Annotated in this window: 19 protein-coding genes; 9 read left to right on the forward strand and 10 right to left on the reverse strand. The window is 66.8% G+C overall.

The genetic code is table 11. From position 1 onward, the window contains the following. Positions 1-32 precede the first annotated feature (32 nt). Positions 33-1508, forward strand: coding sequence for a glutamate synthase subunit beta (locus tag AAN986_RS05450; protein WP_016445557.1), 1476 nt, complete (start codon positions 33-35; stop codon positions 1506-1508). 210 nt (positions 1509-1718) lie between these two features. Here AAN986_RS05450 and tatC read toward each other — a convergent pair whose 3' ends face one another. The 10 genes from tatC to galE all read right to left on the reverse strand — a co-directional run bounded on the left by tatC (position 1719) and on the right by galE (position 8393). Then, positions 1719-2543 carry a twin-arginine translocase subunit TatC gene (gene tatC / locus AAN986_RS05455; RefSeq protein ID WP_016445558.1) on the reverse strand — a complete coding sequence of 275 codons (825 nt, stop codon included), beginning with the start codon at positions 2541-2543 and terminating at the stop codon, positions 1719-1721. A 150-nt stretch (positions 2544-2693) separates the two neighbouring features. Further along, positions 2694-3191 (reverse strand): Sec-independent protein translocase protein TatB, encoded by a 498-nt coding sequence (tatB, locus tag AAN986_RS05460; protein ID WP_016445559.1) that lies wholly within the window; start codon positions 3189-3191, stop codon positions 2694-2696. Between the two features lie 21 nt (positions 3192-3212). After that, the gene (tatA, locus tag AAN986_RS05465; RefSeq protein WP_016445560.1) at positions 3213-3452 is read right to left on the reverse strand and encodes a Sec-independent protein translocase subunit TatA; all 240 of its coding nucleotides are present in this window, start codon (positions 3450-3452) and stop codon (positions 3213-3215) included. Positions 3453-3607: 155 nt separating this feature from the next. Beyond that, the gene (locus AAN986_RS05470; RefSeq protein WP_016445561.1) at positions 3608-3970 is read right to left on the reverse strand and encodes a histidine triad nucleotide-binding protein; all 363 of its coding nucleotides are present in this window, start codon (positions 3968-3970) and stop codon (positions 3608-3610) included. A 42-nt stretch (positions 3971-4012) separates the two neighbouring features. Then, positions 4013-5044, reverse strand: a complete 1032-nt coding sequence (locus tag AAN986_RS05475) for a patatin-like phospholipase family protein (RefSeq protein WP_016445562.1) — start codon at positions 5042-5044, stop codon at positions 4013-4015. Between the two features lie 19 nt (positions 5045-5063). Beyond that, complete coding sequence (locus AAN986_RS05480; RefSeq protein ID WP_013800783.1) at positions 5064-5456, reverse strand: membrane protein; 393 nt, start codon at positions 5454-5456, stop codon at positions 5064-5066. After that, positions 5453-5866 carry a phosphoribosyl-ATP diphosphatase gene (locus tag AAN986_RS05485; protein ID WP_016445563.1) on the reverse strand — a complete coding sequence of 138 codons (414 nt, stop codon included), beginning with the start codon at positions 5864-5866 and terminating at the stop codon, positions 5453-5455. Before AAN986_RS05485 ends, AAN986_RS05480 begins: the two co-directional genes overlap by 4 nt. Then, complete coding sequence (gene hisI, locus AAN986_RS05490) at positions 5863-6261, reverse strand: phosphoribosyl-AMP cyclohydrolase (RefSeq protein ID WP_174538852.1); 399 nt, start codon at positions 6259-6261, stop codon at positions 5863-5865. The genes AAN986_RS05485 and hisI overlap by 4 nt, the downstream gene beginning before the upstream one ends. A 244-nt stretch (positions 6262-6505) precedes the next feature. Continuing rightward, positions 6506-7306 (reverse strand): imidazole glycerol phosphate synthase subunit HisF, encoded by an 801-nt coding sequence (gene hisF / locus AAN986_RS05495; protein ID WP_013800786.1) that lies wholly within the window; start codon positions 7304-7306, stop codon positions 6506-6508. A gap of 76 nt (positions 7307-7382) precedes the next feature. After that, positions 7383-8393 (reverse strand): UDP-glucose 4-epimerase GalE, encoded by a 1011-nt coding sequence (gene galE / locus AAN986_RS05500; protein WP_047217108.1) that lies wholly within the window; start codon positions 8391-8393, stop codon positions 7383-7385. 234 nt (positions 8394-8627) lie between these two features. On the opposite strand from galE, the gene AAN986_RS05505 reads away from it, so the two are divergent. The 8 genes from AAN986_RS05505 to AAN986_RS05540 all read left to right on the forward strand — a co-directional run bounded on the left by AAN986_RS05505 (position 8628) and on the right by AAN986_RS05540 (position 22196). After that, positions 8628-11447: a bifunctional glycoside hydrolase 114/ polysaccharide deacetylase family protein gene (locus AAN986_RS05505; RefSeq protein WP_047217107.1), complete on the forward strand. Its 2820-nt coding sequence runs from the start codon at positions 8628-8630 to the stop codon at positions 11445-11447. Further along, positions 11413-15261 carry a tetratricopeptide repeat protein gene (locus AAN986_RS05510; RefSeq protein ID WP_047217106.1) on the forward strand — a complete coding sequence of 1283 codons (3849 nt, stop codon included), beginning with the start codon at positions 11413-11415 and terminating at the stop codon, positions 15259-15261. Before AAN986_RS05505 ends, AAN986_RS05510 begins: the two co-directional genes overlap by 35 nt. A 25-nt stretch (positions 15262-15286) precedes the next feature. Then, positions 15287-15838, forward strand: a complete 552-nt coding sequence (locus AAN986_RS05515) for a hypothetical protein (protein ID WP_016445568.1) — start codon at positions 15287-15289, stop codon at positions 15836-15838. Between the two features lie 22 nt (positions 15839-15860). Next, on the forward strand, positions 15861-17240 hold the full coding sequence (locus AAN986_RS05520; RefSeq protein WP_047217105.1) for a PelD GGDEF domain-containing protein: 1380 nt from the start codon (positions 15861-15863) through the stop codon (positions 17238-17240). Next, on the forward strand, positions 17233-18255 hold the full coding sequence (locus tag AAN986_RS05525; RefSeq protein WP_016445570.1) for a hypothetical protein: 1023 nt from the start codon (positions 17233-17235) through the stop codon (positions 18253-18255). Before AAN986_RS05520 ends, AAN986_RS05525 begins: the two co-directional genes overlap by 8 nt. Beyond that, complete coding sequence (pelF, locus tag AAN986_RS05530; protein ID WP_047217104.1) at positions 18252-19808, forward strand: GT4 family glycosyltransferase PelF; 1557 nt, start codon at positions 18252-18254, stop codon at positions 19806-19808. Before AAN986_RS05525 ends, pelF begins: the two co-directional genes overlap by 4 nt. Further along, on the forward strand, positions 19808-21181 hold the full coding sequence (gene pelG / locus AAN986_RS05535; RefSeq protein ID WP_016445572.1) for an exopolysaccharide Pel transporter PelG: 1374 nt from the start codon (positions 19808-19810) through the stop codon (positions 21179-21181). Before pelF ends, pelG begins: the two co-directional genes overlap by 1 nt. 208 nt (positions 21182-21389) lie before the next feature. Then, positions 21390-22196, forward strand: coding sequence for an amino acid ABC transporter substrate-binding protein (locus tag AAN986_RS05540; RefSeq protein WP_016445573.1), 807 nt, complete (start codon positions 21390-21392; stop codon positions 22194-22196). Positions 22197-22223 lie beyond the last annotated feature (27 nt).

Consider the following 22223-nt stretch of genomic DNA (forward strand, 5'->3'; position numbering starts at 1 on the left):
TCCCTGCACCCCACACATCAGGACAACGAATCATGGGAAAGACCACCGGCTTCATGGAATATGAGCGCCTCGAGGAGGGCTATGCGCCCGTCGCCGAGCGCGTGAAGCACTACAAGGAATTCGTCATCGGCCTCGATGACAGCCAGGCCAAGATCCAGGGCGCGCGCTGCATGGACTGCGGCACGCCGTTCTGCAACAACGGCTGCCCGGTCAACAACATCATTCCGGACTTCAACGACCTGGTCTTCCACGGCGGCTGGAAGAGCGCCAGCGCCGTGCTGCACAGCACCAACAACTTCCCCGAGTTCACGGGCCGCATCTGCCCCGCACCCTGCGAGGCCGCCTGCACCCTGAACATCAACGACGACGCCGTGGGCATCAAGTCCATCGAGCACGCCATCATCGACCGTGCCTGGGCCGAAGGCTGGGTCAAGCCGCTGCCCAGCAGCCGCAAGACCGGCAAGAAGGTCGCCGTGGTCGGCGCCGGCCCCGCAGGCCTGGCGGCCTCGCAGCAGCTGGCCCGCGCCGGCCACGATGTGACGCTGTTCGAGAAGAACGACCGCGTCGGCGGCCTGCTGCGCTACGGCATTCCCGACTTCAAGATGGAGAAGTCGCACATCGACCGCCGCGTCGAGCAGCTCGTGGCCGAAGGCGTCAAGATCCGTACCGGCGTGCTGGTGGCGGGCAAGGACGGCCTGGGCGAAGACTCCAAGGTCACCAACTGGGCCAAGGAAACCGTCAGCCCCGAGCAGCTCATGGCCGAGTTCGACGCCGTGCTGCTGACCGGCGGTGCCGAGCAGTCGCGCGACCTGCCCGTGCCCGGCCGCGAACTCAAGGGCATCCATTTCGCCATGGAGTTCCTGCCGCAGCAAAACAAGGTCAACGCCGGCGACAAGCTCAAGGGCCAGCTGCGGGCCGATGGCAAGCATGTCATCGTCATCGGCGGCGGCGACACCGGCTCCGACTGCGTGGGCACCAGCAACCGCCATGGCGCCGTCAGCGTGACCCAGTTCGAGCTGATGCCCATGCCGCCCGAGCAGGAGAACAAGCCCCTGGTCTGGCCCTACTGGCCGATCAAGCTGCGCACCAGCTCCAGCCACGAGGAAGGCTGCGAGCGCGAGTTCGCCATCGCCACCAAGGAGTTCATCGGCGAGAAGGGCCAGGTCACGGCCGTCAAGACCGTGCGCATCGAAATGAAGGATGGCAAGATGGTCGAGGTGCCCGGCAGCGAGCAGGTGCTCAAGGCCGACCTGGTGCTGCTGGCCATGGGCTTCGTCAGCCCCGTGCAGGCCGTGCTCGATGCCTTTGGCGTGGACAAGGACGCACGCGGCAACGCCAAGGCCACCACCGACTTCACGGGCGGCTACGCCACCAGCGTGCCCAAGCTCTTCGCCGCCGGCGACGTGCGCCGCGGCCAGTCCCTGGTGGTCTGGGCCATCCGCGAAGGCCGCCAGGCCGCTCGCTCCATTGACGAGTTCCTCATGGGCACGTCCGACCTGCCTCGGTGAGATGCCAACCCCGGAAGGGGCTTGGCCATAGACAAAGAAAAAGCCCTTGGTGATGAACCAAGGGCTTTTTATTACAAATTCCTCGTGTTTCAGCGTAGGCCCTTGAAACTGGCGCGCCCTAAAGCGAGGGACACCGAGGAAGGGCCTGGGCCGGCCGCGCCGCCCCGCACCGAGGGTGTCGTCCCCCTCTGGGGGAAGGCGCGAAGCGACTCAGGGGGAGGGTTTATCCTCTGCGGGCTTGTCCACTGCGGTGCCGGGTTCGGCTTCTTCTTCCGGCGCCTTGGAGACGCGGCTGAACCAGCCGGCGCCCAGGATGCCGATCTCGTAAAGAATGCACATGGGCACGGCCAGGGCCAGCTGGGAGATCACGTCGGGCGGCGTGACCACGGCGGCGATGATGAAGGCCACCACGATGAAATAGCCGCGGAAGGACTTGAGCTTGGCGATGTCCACCAGGCCGAAGCGCACCAGCAGCATGACCACGATGGGCACCTGGAAGGCCAGGCCAAAGGCCAGGTACAGCGACAGGATGGCCTCCACATACGATGCAATGTCCGGCGTGGCCGCCACGCTGTCCGGGGTGAAGCCCTGGATGAAGGCGAACATCTTGTCGAGCACGAAGAACTGCACGAAGGCGATGCCGATATAGGCCAGCAGGCTGCCGAAGATGATCAGCGGCAGCGCAAAGCGCTTTTCATGGCTGTAAAGGCCGGGCGCCACGAAGGCCCACATCTGGTACATGATCCAGGGCAGCACGGCCAAGATGCCCACCATCATCAGTACCTTGAGCGGCACGAAGAAGGGGGTGAACACGCCGACTGCGATGAGCTTGGCATCGGGCGGCATGTGGGCCTTGATCGGGTGGGCGATGAAGTCGATCAGCCCGTTGGGGCCGGGCCATACGGCCAGCACGGCGATCGCCAGACCGATGCCGTAGATGCAGTAGAGCAGGCGGTCGCGCAGCTCCATCAGGTGCTGGACGAAAGGCTGCTCGGTGCCTGCCAGCTCGTCGTCTTTAGGTGGAATGTCGGACATGGTGCGAAACCGCGGCGGGCCGCAAGGGCGTCCACGGACCTGGTATGAAAAGCAGAAAGCCCGACGGATCGGGCAGGGTGGGGCGATGGCGGGTGCCCGGATGGCAGAGGCTGGGCCGGTTGCCTCGTGGCCCGCTGCGCGCCAGCATCTTCAGCGGGACTTCTGGGGACGAAAGCGCGCCACGCGCGCCGCGCCCGACTGCGCCTTGGTGCGCACGCCGGCACGGGCCTTGTACCACTGGGGCACGGCAGCACGCTTGAGGCGCCAGTTCTTGCCCGGGTGGCGGTAGGCCGGCGCCACGGCGCTGTACGTATCGCTGCCTGAATCGTAGGAAGAGGAGTCGTACGAGGAAGACGTGCCGTTGAGCGATGCCGTGGACTCGTTCCAGTCCTTCTCGAAATTGGCGGCCGAAGTGTGGATGGACTGCTCGACGTCACGCGCCGCGCCTTCCACCGTGTCCTTCATCTTGCGCAACTCGTCGAGTTCCATCGAACGGTTGACCTCGGCCTTCACATCGGAGACGTAGCGCTGGGCCTTGCCCAGCAGGGTACCGACGGTGCGCGCCACGCGCGGCAGCTTCTCGGGGCCGATGACCACGAGAGCCACGGCGCCGATCAGCGCCATCTTGGACAGACCGATATCAAACATGGAGGCTTGGCGTGCGGAGCATCAGCTCTTTTGCTTGGCTTCGACGTCGATGGTGGCCTTGTCGGTGGCTGTCTGGCCTGCAACCTGGCCAGGGGCAGCTGCGGGGGTGTCGGTGGAGGTCGAGCCGTCCTTCACACCGTCCTTGAAGCCCTTGACTGCACCGCCAAGGTCGGAACCGATGTTCTTCAGCTTCTTGGTTCCGAACACCAGAACCACGATGGCCAGGACGATCAGCCAATGCCAGATGGAAAACGAGCCCATGAGAATCTCTCCTAAGAATTGCAGATCATTTTAGACGCCGGGCCATGGCGGCAGTTCGCAAGGCCCCACAAAAGCCGTTCGGCCGGCGCATGTACGCAGAAGTCGCAAGCAAGAGGCGGGCCATCTTGCGCGCAAGCCTGCGTCCAGCAAAGGCTTCAGCCCTTCAGCCAGGGGCGGGGGCCGCCCATGACATGGATGTGCAGGTGGTGGACTTCCTGTCCGCCCTCGGTGCCCGTGTTGACCACCAGACGGAAACCGCCGTCGGGATACGGATTGCAGCCTTGCTCGGCGGCCAGGCGGGGCGCCAGCACCATCATGCGGCCCAGCAGCGCAGCGTCGTCGGCCTGGACCTGGGCCATGGAGGGGATGTGCTTCTTGGGCACCATCAGAAAGTGGATGGGCGCGCCGGGATGGATGTCGTGGAAGGCGAAGACTTCATCGTCCTCATAGACCTTGCGGGAAGGGATCTCGCCTTTGATGATGCGGCAAAACAGGCAGTTCGGGTCGTGGTCGTGCATGGCGCTACGGGAGTCCTGGGAAGCTGGCGGTGGATCGAAAAATCAGGGTGAATTGTCGTTGATGTGCAGTGTCTGGCGCACGCCGATGTCGCTGCGGTGCTGCTGGAGCCAGTGCTGCCCCTGCTCGCGCCCCAGTTCGAACAGCTCGCGCACGAAACGCATGTCGGAGCGCGTCTTGGTCGAGGCGCCGTAGCCCTTGAGCACCGCGCCGCCGTCCACGCGGTGCAGCAGCACCTTTTTGTAGCGTGCCGGGTCCAGCTTGCCCTGCTCCAGCAGGCGTTTGACGAATTCGATGGCGCGCAGCTCGGACAGCAGGCCGGCGTTGAAGGTGACCTCGTTCATGCGGTCCATGATGTCGGCCGCCGTGTTGGGCAGGTCGGTGTGCTCGATGGGATTGATCTGCACCAGCAGGATGTCGCTGGACGCCGTGCCGTAGATCAGGGGATACAGGGCGGGATTGCCCGAGAAACCGCCGTCCCAGTAAGGCTCGCCATCGATTTCCACGGCCTTGAACAGCTGGGGCAGGCAGGCCGAGGCCATGACCGCGTCGGCACTGAGCCTTCTGCCCGAAAAGATGCTTCCCCGGCCCGTGCGCACATTGGTGGCGCAGACAAAGACCTTGGGCACCACGCCCTCCACGGGCGGACGCGTCAGCGCCTCGAAATCCACGACCCGTTCGAGCAGCTTGCGCAGCGGGTTGATGTCCAGCGGGTTGGTCTGGTAGGGCGAGAAGAACTGGTTGAGCACACCCATGAAGGGGCTGCCCGGCAATGGCGCGCCCCACATCAGGCTGCCCATGGTGCCCACGCCTTCCCACAGTTCGGTCAGCGAGGCGCGGGCCAATTGGGCGCCCAGCGCCTGGGCGGCCACAGGATCGCTTTCCTGGCGCGCTGCCTGGGCAAAGCCCTGTGCCAGGGCCACGGCATTCATGGCGCCGGCGCTGGTGCCGCTGATGCCGTCGAAGACAAGGCTGCCGTCTTCCAGCAGTGCGTCCAGCACGCCCCAGGTCAGGGCGCCGTGCGAGCCCCCGCCCTGCAGGGCGAGGTTGATCTTGCAGGTCGGGGTGGAGGACATGGCGGGCGGGCCGGCGGCTTCAGCGGTCCACGGCCTGGTTGCGGTTCATGGCGACCATGCCGCGCACGATGCGGTACAGGAACCAGATGGAGATCACCGTCCAGGCGATCCAGCCGGGCACGAAGAACAGCAGCCACAGCGGTGCCGTGACCAGGTACAGGATGCCGGCCCAGATCACGCTGCGGATGCGCCACGAGAAATGGTTGGCCATCCAGCTGCCTTCGGCGTCGCCGCGCTTGACCAGGTCGATGATCAGGGCGATCACCAGCAGCGCGATGCTGGGCTGGGCGCCGGGCACGACGGCGGCCACGGCCACCACCAGGTGCAGCAGGTAGCTGACCCAGCCCCAGGCCTTGAGGCCTTCGATGCGGGACTGGTCCAGGGCACGGACTTCGATGTAATCGTCATTCATGGCAGCGGTCCTTTCTCGTTCACATCACGTTCCTGGGCCTTGCGCAGCGCCTTTTCCTCGATGCCGCTGGTGCCTTCGCGGCGCTCCAGCTCGGCGACGACCTGGGCGGGCGTCAGGCCATAGTGGGCCAGGGCGATCATGCTATGGAACCACAGATCGGCCACTTCGTAGAGGATTTTGCCGGCGTCCCCGCCATGGTCTGCGTCCTTGGCGGCCATGACGACTTCGGTGGCCTCTTCGCCGATCTTCTTCAAAAAGGCATCCGGGCCCTTGTGCAGCAGGCGGGCGACGTAGCTTTTGTCGGGGTCGCCGCCGTTGGCGGGCTTGCGGCTTTCGATGACGGCGGCCAGGCGCGCCAGGGCGTCCTGCGAGGAAGTGCTTGCGGTGTCGTTCATGTTCGTGGAATTCATTTGTAGATCGATTCGGGGTCTTTCAAGACCGGATCGACGGCCTGCCACTGGCCATCGCGCAGCACGCTGTAGAAGCAGCTGTGGCGCCCCGTGTGGCAGGCAATGCCGGGCTCGTGGCCGGTCTGGGTGATCTTGAGCAGGACCACGTCGTTGTCGCAGTCGATGCGCACCTCGTGCACGGTCTGCACGTGGCCCGATTCCTCGCCCTTGAACCACAGCTTGTTGCGCGAGCGGCTGAAATAGACGGCGCGGCCCAGCTCGGCCGTCTTGGCCAGGGCCTCGCGGTTCATCCAGGCGAACATCAGCACGTCGCCCGTGTCCTTTTCCTGCGCGATCACGGGCACCAGGCCCTGCGCATCCCATTTGACTTGATCTAGCCAGTTCATTGCCTGCATTGTGAATATCCTGGGTTGGAATCCCTGTGACAGCATTGTCAGGAATTGCCTGGATTGAAAATACACCCCCTGAGTCGCTTCGCGCCTTCCCCCTCTCTCGCTGCGCGGGAGGGAGACGACAGCCTTGCTGCGGGGCGGCCCTTGCTCGCTGTCCCTGGTCCCTTGGGCCGCGCCGGTTTCATGGGTTGTGGGCGGCGCGAGCGCCATGGAAAACTGAAATGAAGGAGTCCGCCGAAGCGCCGTATCAGAGGCGCACGGGCACGCCGCGCTCGGCCATGCGCTGCTTGGCCTGGCCCACGGTGAATTCGCCATAGTGGAAGATGCTGGCGGCCAGCACGGCGTCGGCGCCGCCCAGGGTCACGCCATCGGCCAGGTCGTCCAGCGAGCCCACGCCGCCGGAGGCGATCACGGGCACGGGCACGGCGTCGCTGACGGCGCGCGTGAGCTTCAGGTCGAACCCGGACTTGGTGCCGTCGCGGTCCATGCTGGTCAGCAGGATCTCGCCCGCGCCGCGGCGCGCCATTTCGGCGGCCCACTGCACGGCGTCCAGGCCGGTGTTCTTGCGTCCGCCGTGGCTGTAGACATCCCAGCCGGGGCCGGCGGCGCGGCCGTCGGCGCCGATGCGCTGCTCGTCTTCGGCGGTGCGGCGCTTGGCGTCGATGGCCACCACGATGCACTGCGCGCCGTACTTGTCGGAGGCGGCATTGATCACATCGGGATTGGCGATGGCGGCCGAGTTGAAGCTGGTCTTGTCGGCGCCCGCGTTGAGCAGGCGGCGCACGTCCTCGACGGTGCGCACGCCACCGCCCACGGTCAGCGGAATGAAGACCTGGCTGGCCACCGATTCGATGATGGGCAGGATCAGGTCTCGGCCATCGCTGGTGGCCGTGATGTCCAGGAAGGTCAGCTCGTCCGCGCCCTGGGCGTTGTAGCGCGCGGCGATCTCCACCGGGTCGCCCGCATCGCGCAGCTCCACGAAGTTCACGCCTTTGACGACGCGCCCTCCCGTGACGTCAAGACAGGGGATGATGCGTTTGGCAAGCATGGGCAGACTCGTGGCTAGGGCGTGAAACAAGGGCGAAAAGATACCACGCCCTCGGCGCCCGCAGGCGCTGCGGGGTTCAGCGCTTGAGACCTGCGGCCTGGCTTTGCCAGCGCCATGCGTCCTCGCACATGCGGTCCAGGTCCAGCATGGCCTTCCAGCCCAGCAGGCGCTCGGCCTCGGCGGGGTCGGCCCAGCACTGGGCCACGTCGCCGGGGCGGCGCGCCACGATCTGGTAGGGCACGGGGCGGCCGCTGGCGCGCTCGAAGGCCTTGACCATCTCCAGCACCGAGACCGGGCGCCCCGTGCCCAGGTTCACGGTCAGCAGGCCCTGCTGCTCGCGCAGATGGCGCAGCGCCGCCAGGTGGCCGCGCGCCAGGTCGGTGACGTGGATGTAGTCACGCACGCCCGTGCCGTCCGGCGTGGCGTAGTCATCCCCATAGACACTGAGCTGCTGGCGCTGGCCGATGGCGACCTGCGACACATAGGGCATGAGGTTGTTGGGGATGTCGCGCGGGTCCTCGCCGATCAGGCCGCTTTCATGGGCGCCCACGGGATTGAAGTAGCGCAGCCGTGCCAGGCGCCACTGGCCGGGCTCGGCGCGGTCCAGGTCGGCCAGCATTTCCTCGATCCACAGCTTGCTGCGGCCGTAGGGGTTGGTGGCAGACAGCGGGAAATCCTCGCGGATCGGCAGGCTGGCCGGGTCGCCGTAGACCGTGGCCGAGGAGGAGAACACCAGGCTGTGCACGCCCGCCGCCTGCATGGCCTGCAGCAGGGCGACCGTGCCGCCCACGTTGTGTTCGTAGTAGCGCAGTGGCTGGGCCACGGATTCGCCCACGGCCTTGAGTGCGGCGAAGTGGATCACCTCGCGGATGGAGTGCTCGGCAAACAGCCGGTCCAGCGCGGCGCGGTCGCGCACATCGCCTTCCACGCACAGTGGGCGCCGGCCCGTGATGCGTTCCATGCGGTCGAGCACGTCGGCGCTGCTGTTGCTGAAGTTGTCGTAGATCAGGTAGGGCTCGCCTGCGGCGGCCAGCTCCACGCAGGTGTGGGAGCCGATGAAGCCGGCGCCGCCTGTGACCAGGATCATGAATACCTCTCATTGGTGATTTTTTGGCGTGCCTAGTATCGCAATAACCCAGCTTCTCCCCGGGTTCAAGTGGGCTGAGCACAAAAGTAGGGAGAAAACACATTTGTAGACAAACAACGTTATGCTCGGCCCGCTTTTCGTCGGATTGACGATAGCTTTCATCAAATTGTTAAGAAATTTGATGCATAAAAACTATGAATTGATGGGGCATCACCACGCCCTGAGGAGAAGGCCATGAACGGTTTCCTGCGAAGCTGCCTGGTCTGCTGGGGGTTGCTGTGCGGCTGGGTGGTGCAAGCTGCCGAACCCGCGGTGGCTGTCTATTACGGGAACAAGGCATCGCTCAGTGAATTGAGCCTCTACGACATTGCCGTTGTGGAGCCGGGCCATGGCTATGACCCGGTCCGGTTTCGCAAGCAGGCCCCGGGCAGCGAGCTGTATGCCTACGCTTCCGTGGCCGAGGTGCAGCCCGAGCGCGCCTACTTCGGCAAGATTCCCGAGGCCTGGAAGATGGCGCGCAACGGCGCCTGGCAGTCCATCGTCCTGGACCAGACACCCGCGCAGTGGCCCGCCTTCTTTGCCGACGAGGTGATCGCGCCGCTGTGGAAGCAGGGCTTTCGCGGCTTCTTCCTGGACACGCTGGACTCCTACCGCCTGGCCACGAATTTCGACGAAAAGGCCCAGCAGGACGGCCTGGTGCGCGTCATCGAGACGCTGCACCAGCGCTATCCCGGCATCCGCCTGATCCTGAACCGGGGCTTCGAGATCGTGCCGCGCGTGAGGGACAAGGTACAGATGGTGGCGGCCGAGTCGCTGTTGCGGGGCTGGGATGCCAGCCTCAAGCGCTATGTGAACGTGCCCGAGAAAGACCGCGAATGGCTGCTGCAGCAACTGCAGACCATCCGCGAGCGCGACCGCCTGCCGGTGCTGTCCATCGACTACGTGGCCCCGCATGACCGCGACGCCACGCGTGAGACCGCCCGCCGCATTGCGCAGCTGGGCATCATCCCCTGGGTTTCCGATGCCGGGCTGCAGACCCTGGGCATAGGCCAGGTGGAGGCGGTGGCGCGCAGGGTGTTGATTCTCTACAACGGTGCCGACTATCCGTCCATCAACGGCGCATCGGCGCACCGCTTCCTGGAAATGCCCCTGAACTACATGGGCTACGTCGCCGACTACGCCGATGTGCGCGAGCCCCTGCCTGAAGGCGTGGCGCGTGACCGCTATGCCGGCGTGGTGAGCTGGTTCGGCGGCGCGGTGCCCGAGATGCGGGCCAAAAGCGTGCGGCAGTGGCTGGCCAACCAGGTGCAGCAGGGCATGCCGCTGCTGGTGCTCAATACGCTGGGCCTGTCACAGGACCGCACCATGTCGGCCGCCCTGGGCACGCGCAGCACGGAAGCGGCACCCGTGTTCCCGCTGCGGCGCGCCGAAAAGGCGCCGGTCATGGGTTTCGAGATACAGCCGGCCGAGCCAGCGCACGATTACGAAGGCTGGGAGTTCACGCCGCAGATGGCCAGGGGCAGCCGCGAGTTGCTGTCCTTCGACGACAAGCGGGGGCGCCGCTTCGTGTCGGCCGCCATCACGCCCTGGGGCGGCTTTGCACTCATGCCCTATGTGGTGGTGGGCATGCCGGGCACCGACCAGTCGCGCTGGGTGATCGACCCCTTCGCGCTGTTGCGCGAGGCGCTGCGCCTGCAGGACTTTCCGGTGCCCGACGTCACCACCGAGAACGGCCGCCGCCTGCTGCTGGCCCATGTGGACGGGGACGGCTTTCCTTCCAAGGCCGAGCTGCCGGGCACGCCCTTCGCGGGCGAGGTGCTGCGCCGCGAGATCCTGGAGCGCTACAGGATTCCGCACACCATCTCGGTCATCGAGGCCGAAGTCTCGCCGCAGGGCCTGTATCCGCAGTGGGCCGACCAGCTGGAGGGCATTGCCAAGCGCATCTTCGCCATGCCCCATGTCGAGATCGCCAGCCATTCCTATTCCCATCCCTTCTTCTGGGAGCCCGGGGCAGCGCCCGACGGGGATGACAGCAAGGAGGTGAACCTCAACCTCCACATCCCCGGCTACCAGATGGACATGAACCGGGAGATCAATGGCTCGGTCGACTACATCCGCAAGCGCCTGGCGCCGCCCGGCAAGCCGGTGGACGTGTTCCTGTGGACCGGCAACACGGCGCCCAGCGCCGAGGCCCTGGCCATCTCCGACGCGGCGGGACTGCTCAACATGAATGGCGGCGACACGGCCATCACGCGCAGCAATCCCTCGCTGACGGAGGTGCGCAGCTGGGGCCTGCGCAAGGGCGGCCATCTGCAGATCTATGCGCCCGTCACCAACGAGAACATCTACACCAACCTCTGGCACGGGCCGTTCTACGGCTTCGAGCGCGTCATCGAAACCTTCGAGATGACCGACGCGCCCCGGCGCATGAAGGCCGTGGACATCTACTACCACTCCTACTCCGCCAGCAAGCAGGCCAGCATCAAGGCCCTGCACAAGGTCTACCAGTGGGCGCTGGCGCAGCGGCTGAACCCGGTCTACAGCTCCGAGTACATCCGCAAGGTGCAGGATTTCTACGAATTCGCCATCGGCCGCGACGCGCAGGGCTGGCGCCTGCGGGGCCCGGGCCAGTTGCGCACGCTGCGCATGCCGCCCGGCATGGCCCTGCCGTCCATGGCTGCCAGCCGCGGCATCGCCGGCTATGCCAAGGGCACGGACGGCAACTACCTTCACCTGGCCGGCGGCGCCGGATACCTGGTGCAGCAGGATGCCGCAGGCGCGGCCGCCTCCGCGGCGCGCCCCTATCTGGTGGATGCCAATGCCCGGCTCACGCAATGGCTGCCCCAGGCCGATGGCGGCGTGCGCTTCACCCTGCAGGGCCATGTGCCGCTGGAGCTGCGCATGCACCTGCCGTCCGGCTGTGCGCTGAGTTCCCTGAACGCCGCCAATCCCCTCATTGCCGTGGCGGGTGCCGATACGGGCAGCTCCAACCTCCGTTCCTTCAGAAGTACCCATCACAGTGTTGAACTCCAAGCGCAATGCCGGGGGCTCTGAGCGCCCCGTCACGGTTCCCTTCTGGCTGATCGTGCTGCTGGCGGTACTGATCGGTGGCGCCCTGTGGATGCTGTTTCCCAAGCAGGATCTGGAGCGCCGGCTCTCCGTCACCGGAGATGATTCCGAGCTGTCCTACAACTACCTGAGCAACCTGCTCAAGAGCGACCCGGGCAATGAAAACCTGCGCGCCCTGCTCAAGGCCAAGGAGGAGCGCCTGAAAGCCATCAAGCTGGCGCGTGAAGAGGCCGCCAAGCAGGCGCTGCCCAGCGCCGCCGTCCAGGCCTGGGAGCGCTGGCAGGCCGCCTACCAGAACTATCTGGAGGCGCAAAAGCAGGACCATCGCGCCGGAGGGCAGGCCGATGCCCTGGCGCTCCAGGTGATGCAGGCGCTCAAGGAAGTCCCGCTGGCGGGTCTGACCCAGGAGCAGGCGCTGTACCTGGCCTCTTCGGCGCTGGTACTCAAGGACGCACCGCTGGCCCTGGGCATCTACGACGATGTGGCAGAGCGCCAGGCCGATCCCGCGCGCAAGGCGCAGGTCTATGAGTCCGCAGCGCGGCAGGCGCTGGGCATGTCGCTGTACGAGGAATCGGCCCGGCTGCTGCGCCAGGCCAGTGCCACCACCGAAGATGTCCCGCAGTCGCGCGCCTACCTCTGGCAGGCCCTGCAGGTGCTGCAGTCCGGCAACCGTGCCAGCGAAGCGCTGGCGCTGGCGCGCCAGCAGGAAGAACTGTTGGGCAGCGACCCGGAAACGCTGCGAAGGCTCATCGGCCTGGCGCGCGCGGCCGGCAACCGGGCCGAGGCCGAGCGCTATGCCAAGCGGCTGCTGCAGCTGTCCCTGCTGCAGCAATGGCAGGTGCAGGTGGCAGGCGCTTCGGGAGCCGGCCCGGCCGTAGCGTCCACAGTGGCCGATGACGGCGCCTGGGCACTGCAGCCCGTGGCCTGGACCGCCCCGGGCTGGCGCATGCTGCGCACGGCCGACCCCGCGCGCAAGCCGCCGCCGGGCCTGCCCTTTGACGACAAGACCTACCAGCTGGGCTACGAGGTGTTCCTCGAAAACCGCAACCTGGAAGATGCCTGGCGCGTGGCCACGGCCGCCGTGCGCCAGGCGCCGCAGGACATGGCCTGGCGCGAGCGCCTGGCCCAGGTGTCCGAATGGATGGGGCAGCAGCAGCAGGCCCTGGACAACTGGCTGGTCATTGCGCAGAACACGGGCCGTGAAGATGCCTGGAAGACGGTGATGCGCCTGGCGCCGGGCCTGTTCGACGACCGCGCCCTGATTGCCGGCCTGCGCCACCAGTTGAGCCGCCGTCCCCAGGATGCCGCGCTGCTGCAGGCGCTGGTCCAGGCCTATGAGCGCCAGGCCGAGCCGGGCGCGGCCATCGACTATCTGCAAAAGCACGGCAGTACGCCGCAGTCGCAGATTCTGCTGGCCCAGCTGGCCGAGCGCGCAGGCCGTCCGCCGCTGGCGCTGCAGGCATGGAAGCGCGTGCTCAGCGATCCCGAGCAGCGCACGCCGGCCCATGTCATGCCCGCCGCCGTGCTCGCGCTGCTGCAGGGCGAGCCGGCGCTGGGCCTGCGCTGGCTGGAAGACGCACAGACGCGCGTTCCGGCCGGCATGCAGGACGAAGGCGAGTACTGGCGCCTGCTGGGCGACCTGGCCCAGGACCAGCGCCAGGAGGCGCTGACGCTCAAGGCCTACCGCCGCCTGCTGCAGACGCCGCACGCCGGCATCAGCGACTACGACGAAGTGATCCGCCTGCTGCAGCGCGCCGACCGGCGCGAGGCGGCCCAGATGTCCCTGCATGCCTGGGAGCAGTTCCAGGACGTGCGCCATCTGACACAGGCCTTCTACCTGCTGGAGGACCAGGAGGACTGGACGCAGATCGGCCGCCAGGTCGAGCGCATCATGGCCGACCCGGCCTTGCTCAAGCGCCTGATGGGCCAGCCCACCTTCTTCCAGATCCTGGGCGCCTACTACCAGCGCACTGCGCAGCCGAAAAAGGCCATGGAAGCCTTCGAGAAGGGCCTGGCGCTGGACCCCGGCTCCACGCCGCTGCGCCAGGGCCTGATGTGGCTGCTGATCGACACGCAGAACGCGGCGGCCCTCAAGCTGCTGCTGGCGGCGGCCGAGCCCGTGTGGGCACGTGATGCCGACATGCACGGCGCCCTGGCGGCGGCCTACATGACGCTGTCGCGCCCGGCCGTTGCGCTGGAGCGGTATCTGAAGCCGCACCGCACGGAGCATGCCGACGACTTCCTGTGGATGATGCAGTACGCGGACGCGCTGGAGCAGAACCAGCAGGCGGACCAGGCCTGGAACCTGAGGCAGCAGCTGTGGCAGCGCGAGAAGGCGCGCACGCGTGCGCAGCAGGGCCCTTCGGCCGATGCGGCCCGCCGCTGGCTGACCGCCGAGGGCCTGGACGAGGTCCAGCGCCAGGCACGCAGCCGGCTCATGCTCTTTCATACCCAGGGCGATGCCGAATTCGCCCTGATGCGCGAGCTGCTGCGCATGGACCTGCAAGGCGGGCGCCGCGAGCATTCCGCCGCTGCGGCCGAGCTGGCCATCGCCTGGCTGCAGGAGCGCGGCGAATACCAGGCCGAGCGCGGCTACCTTTGGCAGCAGTACGCGCGCAGCCGCAGCAAGAGTGCCAGCGCACCGCTGTGGGCCGAGATCACGGTGGCCCTGGCGGAAAAGGATGTGGCCCAGGCCGGGCAGCTGCTGCAGCGCCATGACGAGGCACTGCCGCGCTACGACCGCATCAACGCGGCGGCCATGGTGGGCGATGTGCGGCTGGCGCAGACCGCGGGCTTCGAGAGCATGGCCTACCAGCCCGACGACGATCCCCTGCACCTGGGGCTGACCGAGCAGTTGCTGGCCTTCAGCGACTACGGCGGCCTGCAGTTGCGCAATCGCCGCATGGACGCCATCGACGAGCAGGTCTCGCGGCTGCGCTGGCATGTGGGTCTCAACCCCCGCTGGGCGCTGGACCTGGATGCCGAGGACGTGCGCCGCACGGTCAGCAAAAGCACCCTGGTGCGCGGACCCTCCCAGGAGTGGGGCATCGGCCTGCGCCTGACGCGCAAGACGCAGTCGGCCTCCAGCGAGTTCATGCTGGGCCGGCGCGAAAGCCTGGAGAGCTACACGCCGATGCAGTTCACGCAGACCTACAACGTGGACAGCCGCTGGAGCCTGCAGGCATCGCTGGGCCGGCACCTGGCCACGCAGGAAACGCTGGCCATGCGCATGGGCGGCATGAAGGACCGCGTGTCGCTGGGCAGCAGCTACCAGCTCTCGCGCCTGGACCAGATCACGCTGGAGCTGGCATCGGAGCGCTACCGCGTGCAAAGCGGCGCCCGCGTGGGCTCCGGCAACCATGCGATGCTGCAATACCTGCACACCTATCGCAGCGAGGCACCCACCCTGCAGTTCGGCGCCTTCACCTCCTGGCACCGCTACAGCCGCACCGACCCGGCGCTGCTGCAGGGCAGGGATGCGGCCATCCTGGGCTACCTGCCTGCGTTCAACGATCCCACCATCGACTATCTGTTGCCGCGCAGCTTCCGCTTCTCGGGCCTGCAGATGATGTTCAACACGGGCTACGAGCAGCAATACACGCGCGCGCTGCGGCCCTATGCCAGCCTGGCCCTGACGCACCACAGCATCAACGGCGCGGGCTACGAGCTGGGCATGGGCCTGGCCACCAGCCTGTTCGGCGGGGACCACCTCGCGCTGGGCCTGAACCTGTCCAAGTCGGGCATCAACACCGTCGGCAATACCCGCGAGCTGTTGCTCACCTACCGCCTCCACTACTGATCCGAAGACTTCAAGGAGCCTTTCCATGACACACCGCACTTCTTTTGCCTCCCGCCTTCGCGTGCTCACGGGTATGGCCCTTGTCGGCCTGCTGTCTGCCTGCTCGACCATCGACCGGGGCACGGCGCCCGCTCTGGAGACGAACGCCAGCTGGGCCGTGCTGCCCTTCGAGAACCACACCGAGACACCCATGGCCGGCAACCGCGCCGCCGCCATCGCCACGGCGCTGATCAATGCGCGCGGCGTGGGCCAGGTCAAGCGCTACACGGGCGATGCGCTGCAGGAGACGCTGTTCGACGGCCGCGACGCCAAGCGCCGCGAGGACGCCCTGGCCTGGGCGCGCGGCGAAGGCGTGCGCTATGCGCTGACGGGCGCGGTGGACGAATGGCGCTACAAGGTCGGAGTGGATGGCGAACCGGCCGTGGGCGTGACGCTGGAGATCGTGGACGTGGGCACCGGCGCCACCGTGTGGAGCGGCGCGGGCGCGCAAAGCGGCTGGAGCCGCGAGGCCCTGGCCGCCGTGGGCCAGAAGCTGATCCGCAATCTGCTGGGCACGGGCCTGGCCAACGCCCGATAAGCGCATCGAGGAACGATTTTCCATGCCAGACCAAGCCACCACGCCCAAGGCGGCACCGCATCCCGATGCACCGCGCCGAGCCGGCATTGCCGCGGAATTCAGGGGTTCGCCCCTGGGCCTGCTTGTGCAGACAAGCGCCAAGCCCTGGGTGGTGGTGGGAGAGACGCTGCTTTTGCCGTTGCTGGCCCTGTTGGTCGGCATGTGGGCCAACCCCGCCAACCCCCTGTGGGTGGAGGCGGAGTTTCCCTGGGCCTGGCTGGCGCCCGTGGTCGTGGCCCTGCGCTACGGGCCCGTTGCCGGCCTGTCGGCGTCCGGTGTGCTGCTGCTGGCATGGCTGGGCGTCAACCAGCGGGATCTGTCGCTGTTTCCCGAACAGTATTTCCTGGGCGGCCTGATCCTGGTCATGGTCGTGGGCGAGATCTCCAGCCTGTGGCGCGCGCGCATACGCCGTGCGCGCACGGCGCAGAACTACATGGACCAGCGCACCGAGCAGCTGATCCGCCAGCATTACCTGCTGCGCCTGTCACATGACCGCCTCGAGCAGGAGCTCATAGGCCGTCCCGTGTCCATGCGCGACGCCATCAACGTGCTCAGCGGCCTCAGCGGCGCCGAGGGCGATGCGCAAAGCCTGCTCAACCTGCTGGCGCGCTTCAGCCAGATCAGCGTGGCCAGCCTGGTGCCCGTGCGCAACGATGTGCTGGACCCCACGCCCATTGCCCAGCTGGGCGGCGAGCGGCCCATCCATGTCCATGACCCGCTGGTGCGCCAGGCGCTGGACAGCCATGTGCTGTGCCATATCTCGCAAAGCATGGCGCAAGGCCAGCAGACGCAGTACATCGTCGTGGCGCCCATGCTGGACCTGGAAGGCGAGATCTACGGCCTGCTGATGGTCGAGGAAATGCCTTTCTTCGCACTGCAGGAAGAAGCGCTGCAGACCATCAACCTGCTGCTGGGCTACTACACCGACAGCGTGGCCGCCAACAGCCTGGCCGCACCGCTGCTGCAGGCCTATCCCGACTGCCCGCCGCACTTCGCCTTCGAGGTGCAGCGCATGGAGCATGTGAACCGCAGCGCGCGCCTGAGTAGCGTGGTGGTGGCGCTGGAGCTGTCGCCGTCGGCCGTCCAGGCGCAGATGGCCCAGCAGATCATGCGGCTGGAGCGCATGCTGGACCGCTCCTGGCTGCAGGAGCGCGATGGCCGGCAGCTGCTGGCCATCTTCATGCCGCTGGGCACCAACGCCACGGCCGAGGGCTACCTGAACCGCATCGAGGCCTGGCTGGCCCAGCGCGGCGTGGCCTCGCTGGCCGATGCGGGCATCTTCCCGCGCACCATCTTGCTGGACCGCTGCTCGGCCATCAGCGTGCTGGAGCGGCTGCACCAGATGGGGCAAGGCCATGCTTAACCTCAAGCTGGCCCTGGGCGCGCTGGCCGCGGAAATCGCCTCCTGGAGCAGCCTGTGGCTGCTGCGCAGCCAGTCGGACGCCGCCCTGCTGGGCTATCTCATGGCCCATGGATTGGCCAGCGGCCTGCTGGCGCTCTGCCTGGCGCCGTTCCTGGCCACCTCGGCCAGGTCGGTGCGCCAGCGCCTGGCCCTGGTGGCGCTGATGGGGCTGTTTGCCTATGCCGTGCCGGTGGCCGGCATCCTGGGCGCCGTCGTGGCCACCATTGCGCTGCACACGCAGCGCGGCCCGCGCGGTGGCCAGCGCTTTCCGGTGATGCCCCTGCCCGATTTCGACCCGCACCAGCAGTCCGGAACCAGCCGCCGCCAGGCGGGCCTGCAGTCCTTCCTGGCCAATCCCAATGTGCCCGTCGCCTCGCGCATGCGGGCCATGGTGGCGCTGGGCAGCGTGCCGGGGCGCATTGCCTCGCCCATGCTGCGCACGGCGCTGGGCGATTCCAGCGAGGACCTGCGCCTGCTGGCCTACAGCATGCTGGACGCCAAGGAGCGCGAGATCAGCAAGACCATCCACCAGGAGCTTCAGCTGTTCGAGCATGCCCGCCAGTCCGAGGGCGATGCGCCCTGCGGGCCGCGCGGCCTGCAGGCGGCTCGGGCGCTCACCGACCTGTACGCGGAGCTGGTCTACCAGGGCGTGGCGCAGGGCGATGTGCGTGACCACGCCATCCAGCAATCCCTGCACTACTGCGACCTGGTGCTGGCCCAGCGGCCCGACAACGCGCTGCTGCTGTTGCGCCGTGGCCGGCTGTTGCATCTGCAGGGCAGGCAGGTGGAGTCGCTGGCCTGCTACGAGCGCTCGCTGGCGCTGGGCATGGAGCCCGCGCGCGTCGTGCCCTACCAGGCCGAGCTGCTGTTCGAGCGGCGCGAGTTCGCCAAGGCGCAGGCGCTGATGCGATCGCTGGACATCGAGCATGCCCTGCCGCGCCTGAAGCCCAGCATCCGCTACTGGAGTGCCTCATGAGCCGTGCGAGCCAGTTCCCCACGGCTGCCAGTGCGGACATCGCGCTGCTGCTGGAGGGCACGTTTCCCTATGTCAGCGGCGGCGTGTCCAGCTGGGTCAACCAGATCCTGCAGGCCTATCCCGAGCACCGCTTCGCCATCGTCTTCCTGGGAAGCCGGCGCGAGGACTATGGCGATTTCCGCTACGCGCTGCCGCCCAACGTGGTGCACTTCGAGCAGCATTTCCTCTTTGACGCCCTGCACTCCAACATCCAGCCTGCGCCCTCGCGCGGCCATCCCGAAGCCCTGGCCAAGGCCCGGGAGTTCCTGCAAGCGCTGGAGGCACATGACGGCAGTGACGAAAGCCGGGCCAAGGTGCTGGCGGCCATGCGCTCGATTGCGCTGGAACTGCAGCCCGGCGGCAGCCTGCCGCTGGAGGATTTCCTGCACAGCGAATTCGCCTGGGACCTGATCCGCGACAGCTACCGGCGCCACTGCACCGATCCATCGTTCGTGGACTTCTTCTGGACCGTGCGCATCATGCTGCAGCCGCTGTGGCTGATGGCGCGCATCGCCCACGGGCTGATTCCGGTGCGCGTGCTGCATACGGTCTCCACGGGCTATGCGGGGTTTCTGGGGGGGCTGCTGCACCATTCGCGCGGCCTGCCGCTGGTGCTGTCCGAGCATGGCATCTACACCAAGGAGCGGCAGATCGACCTGCTGCAGAGCACCTGGATCCGCGACAACCGCAACATCTTCCAGCGCGACCCCATGGAGGTGTCGTTCTTCCGGCAGATGTGGATACGGTTTTTCGACTGGATGGGGCGCTTTTGCTATGGCGCGGCCGATCCCATCATTGCGCTGTACGAGAACAACCGCCTGCGCCAGGTGGCCGATGGCGCGGCGGCAGAGCGCACGGTCAGCATTCCCAACGGCATCCGCATAGAGCGCTTTGTGCCGCTGCGCACCCAGCGGCCGGCCGAGACGCCGCCCGTGCTGTGCCTGATCGGCCGCGTGGTGCCCATCAAGGACATCAAGACCTTCATCCGCGCCATGCGCCGCGTGGTCAACCGGATGCCCCAGGCCCAGGCCTGGGTGGCCGGCCCCACGGCCGAAGACTCGGCCTATGCCGATGAATGCCAGAACCTCGTGGACAGCCTGGGCCTGCAGGCCAACGTACGCTTTCTGGGCATGCAGAAGGTGGAGGAGTTGCTGCCCAAGGTGGGCGTGGTCGTGCTGTCGTCCATCAGCGAGGCGCTGCCCCTGGTGATTCTCGAAGCACAGGCCGCCGGCGTGCCCGTGGTCAGCACCGACGTGGGCTCGTGCCGCCAGCTCATCGACGGGCTGGGGCCCGAGGACCAGGCCCTGGGCTCGTGCGGGCGCGTGGTCGGCATTGCCAACCCCGAGGCACTGGCCGATGCCTGCCTGGAGCTGCTGGCATCGCCCGGGCAATGGCAGGCCGCCAGCGCGGCCGGGATTGCGCGCGTGGAGCGCTACTACTCCGACCGGCTGCTGTTCGAGCGCTACAGGCAGGTCTATGACAGGGCGCTGCAACAGTCCGAGGAAAAACACTGATGGCCGGCATTGGATTCGAACTGCGCCACCTGCTGCGCAAGAACACGCTGACCAGCGTGCTCCAGGCCTACGCCTATGCGGGCGTCATCGGCTCGGGGCCGTGGGTGTTCTCCATCATCGGCATCCTGCTGGTGGGGGTGTTCAGCGTCAGCGTGGTGGCGCCGCCGCTGCTGGTCACGCAGTTCCAGACCTCGGTCACCTACCTGGTGGCCAGCAGCCTGATCCTGACCGGGGCGGCGCAGCTGGCATTCACGCGCTTTGTCTCGGACCAGCTGTTCCTCAAGAAGGACGAGAGCATCCTGCCCAACCTGCATGGCCTGCTGCTGGTCGTGGTGGCCACTGCCAGCGCGCTGGGCACGCTGGCGCTGTTCGTGGTGCTGCCGGGCCAGGGCCTGCTGTACCGCGTGCTGATGCTGGCGGGCTTCACGCTGATGTGCGTGGTCTGGGTCATGACCGTGCTGCTGTCGGGCCTCAAGCACTACCGGGCCATTGCCGGGCTGTTCGGCGCCACCTACCTGCTCATCGTGCTGCTGGCGCTGCCGCTGCGGTACTGGGGGCTGGAAGGGCTGCTGGCCAGCTTCGTGATCGGCCACGTGCTGCTGCTGGCCGGCATGTGGCTGATCGTGCTGCGCAGCTTTCCGCTGCAAAAGCGCTGGATCGCCTTCGACTTCACGCAGCGCTCGCTGATCTTTCCGGCGCTGATCGCCATCGGCGTGCTCTACAACCTGGGCATCTGGATCGACAAGTTCATGTTCTGGTACTACCCGCCGACCTCGCAGCAGATCATCGGCGGGCTCAGGGCCTCGCTGATCTACGACCTGCCGGTGTTCTTGTCCTACCTGTCCATCATCCCGGGCATGGCGGTCTTTCTGGTGCGCATCGAGACCGACTTCGTCGAGTACTACGACAAGTTCTTCGATGCCGTGCGCGGCGGCGGATCGCTCGAGTACATCGAGTCCATGCGCAACGAAATGGTCTACGCCATCCAGGCGGGCCTGGGCGAGATCGCCAAGGTGCAGACGCTGGCCGTTCTCGTCACCCTGGTGGCCGGACCGGCCATCCTGCAGTTGCTGGGCATCTCCCAGCTGTACCTGCCGCTGCTGCATGTGCAGGTGGTCGGCGCCGGGCTGCAGGTGGGCGTGATGGCCGTGCTCAACGTGTTCTTCTATCTGGACGAGCGGCGCATCGTCTTCATGCTGTGCCTGCTGCTGGTGGTGCTGAACATCGCCTTCACGGGCATTTCGCTGGCGCTGGGCGCCGCGTTCTATGGCTACGGCTTTTGCCTGGCCATGCTGGTGACGCTGTGCGTGGGCCTGTTCATGCTCTCGCGCGAACTCAACCGGCTCGAGTACAAGACCTTCATGCTGCAGTGACCGGCAGGCATCTCTCGCCCTTTGCCGATTTGCACGGTCTTGATCCAGCGTGTTGGCGGGGGGCGCCGGTCTGCGCGACAATACGGGATTCGGCGCCGGCACCCAACCGAGACAAAGGTTCCGCCAAGGAACCATTCATTACAACGATTGCGCACCTTGCGTGCAGCGGCCGCCGCCTTTCGCTTTTTCCACTCCAAAGCTTTAAGCCATGAAAAAACGCACCCTCTTGGCCATGGTGGCCCTGTCTGCACTGCTGGCAGCCTGCGGCAAGAACGAGTCCGCATCGACCGCCGCCGCGCCGGTTGCCGCCCCCGTGCCGGCAGCCATGACCAAGTTGGTGATCGGCCTGGACGACAACTTCCCGCCCATGGGCTTTCGTGACGACAAGAACGAGATCGTCGGCTTCGACATCGACATGGCGCGCGAAGCCGCCAAGCGCATGAACGTGGAGGTGGACTTCAAGCCCATCGACTGGAGCGCCAAGGAGGCCGAGCTGGTCGGCAAGCGCGTCGACGCGCTGTGGAACGGCCTGACCATCACCGAAGAGCGCAAGAAGAACATCGCCTTCACCGCGCCCTACATGGAGAACCACCAGATCATCATCGTGCGCGCCGACTCCGACATCAAGGACAAGGCTGGCCTGGCCGGCAAGGTCGTGGGCGCGCAGGATGGCAGCTCGGCCGTGGACGCCATCAAGAAGGACGCCGCCGTGGCCGCCAGCTTCAAGGACCTGAAGACCTTCGGCGACAACATCACCGCGCTGATGGACCTGTCGGCCGGCCGCCTGGACGCCGTCGTGGTCGACGAGGTCGTGGGCCGCTTCCACGTGGCCAAGAAGGCTGGCGAGTACCTGGTGCTCGAGGACAACTTCGGCACCGAGGACTACGGCGTGGGCCTGCGCAAGGAAGACACCGAAGTTCTGGGCAAGCTCGAAGCCGCGCTGGCCGAGATGAAGAAGGACGGCAAGGCCGCCGAAATCGCCTCCAAGTGGTTCGGCAAGGACATCATCAAGTAAATCCGGCACACCATGCGACCGGCAAGG

The organism is Delftia sp. DS1230, from assembly GCF_040112715.1.
Lineage (GTDB): Bacteria > Pseudomonadota > Gammaproteobacteria > Burkholderiales > Burkholderiaceae_C > Comamonas > Comamonas tsuruhatensis.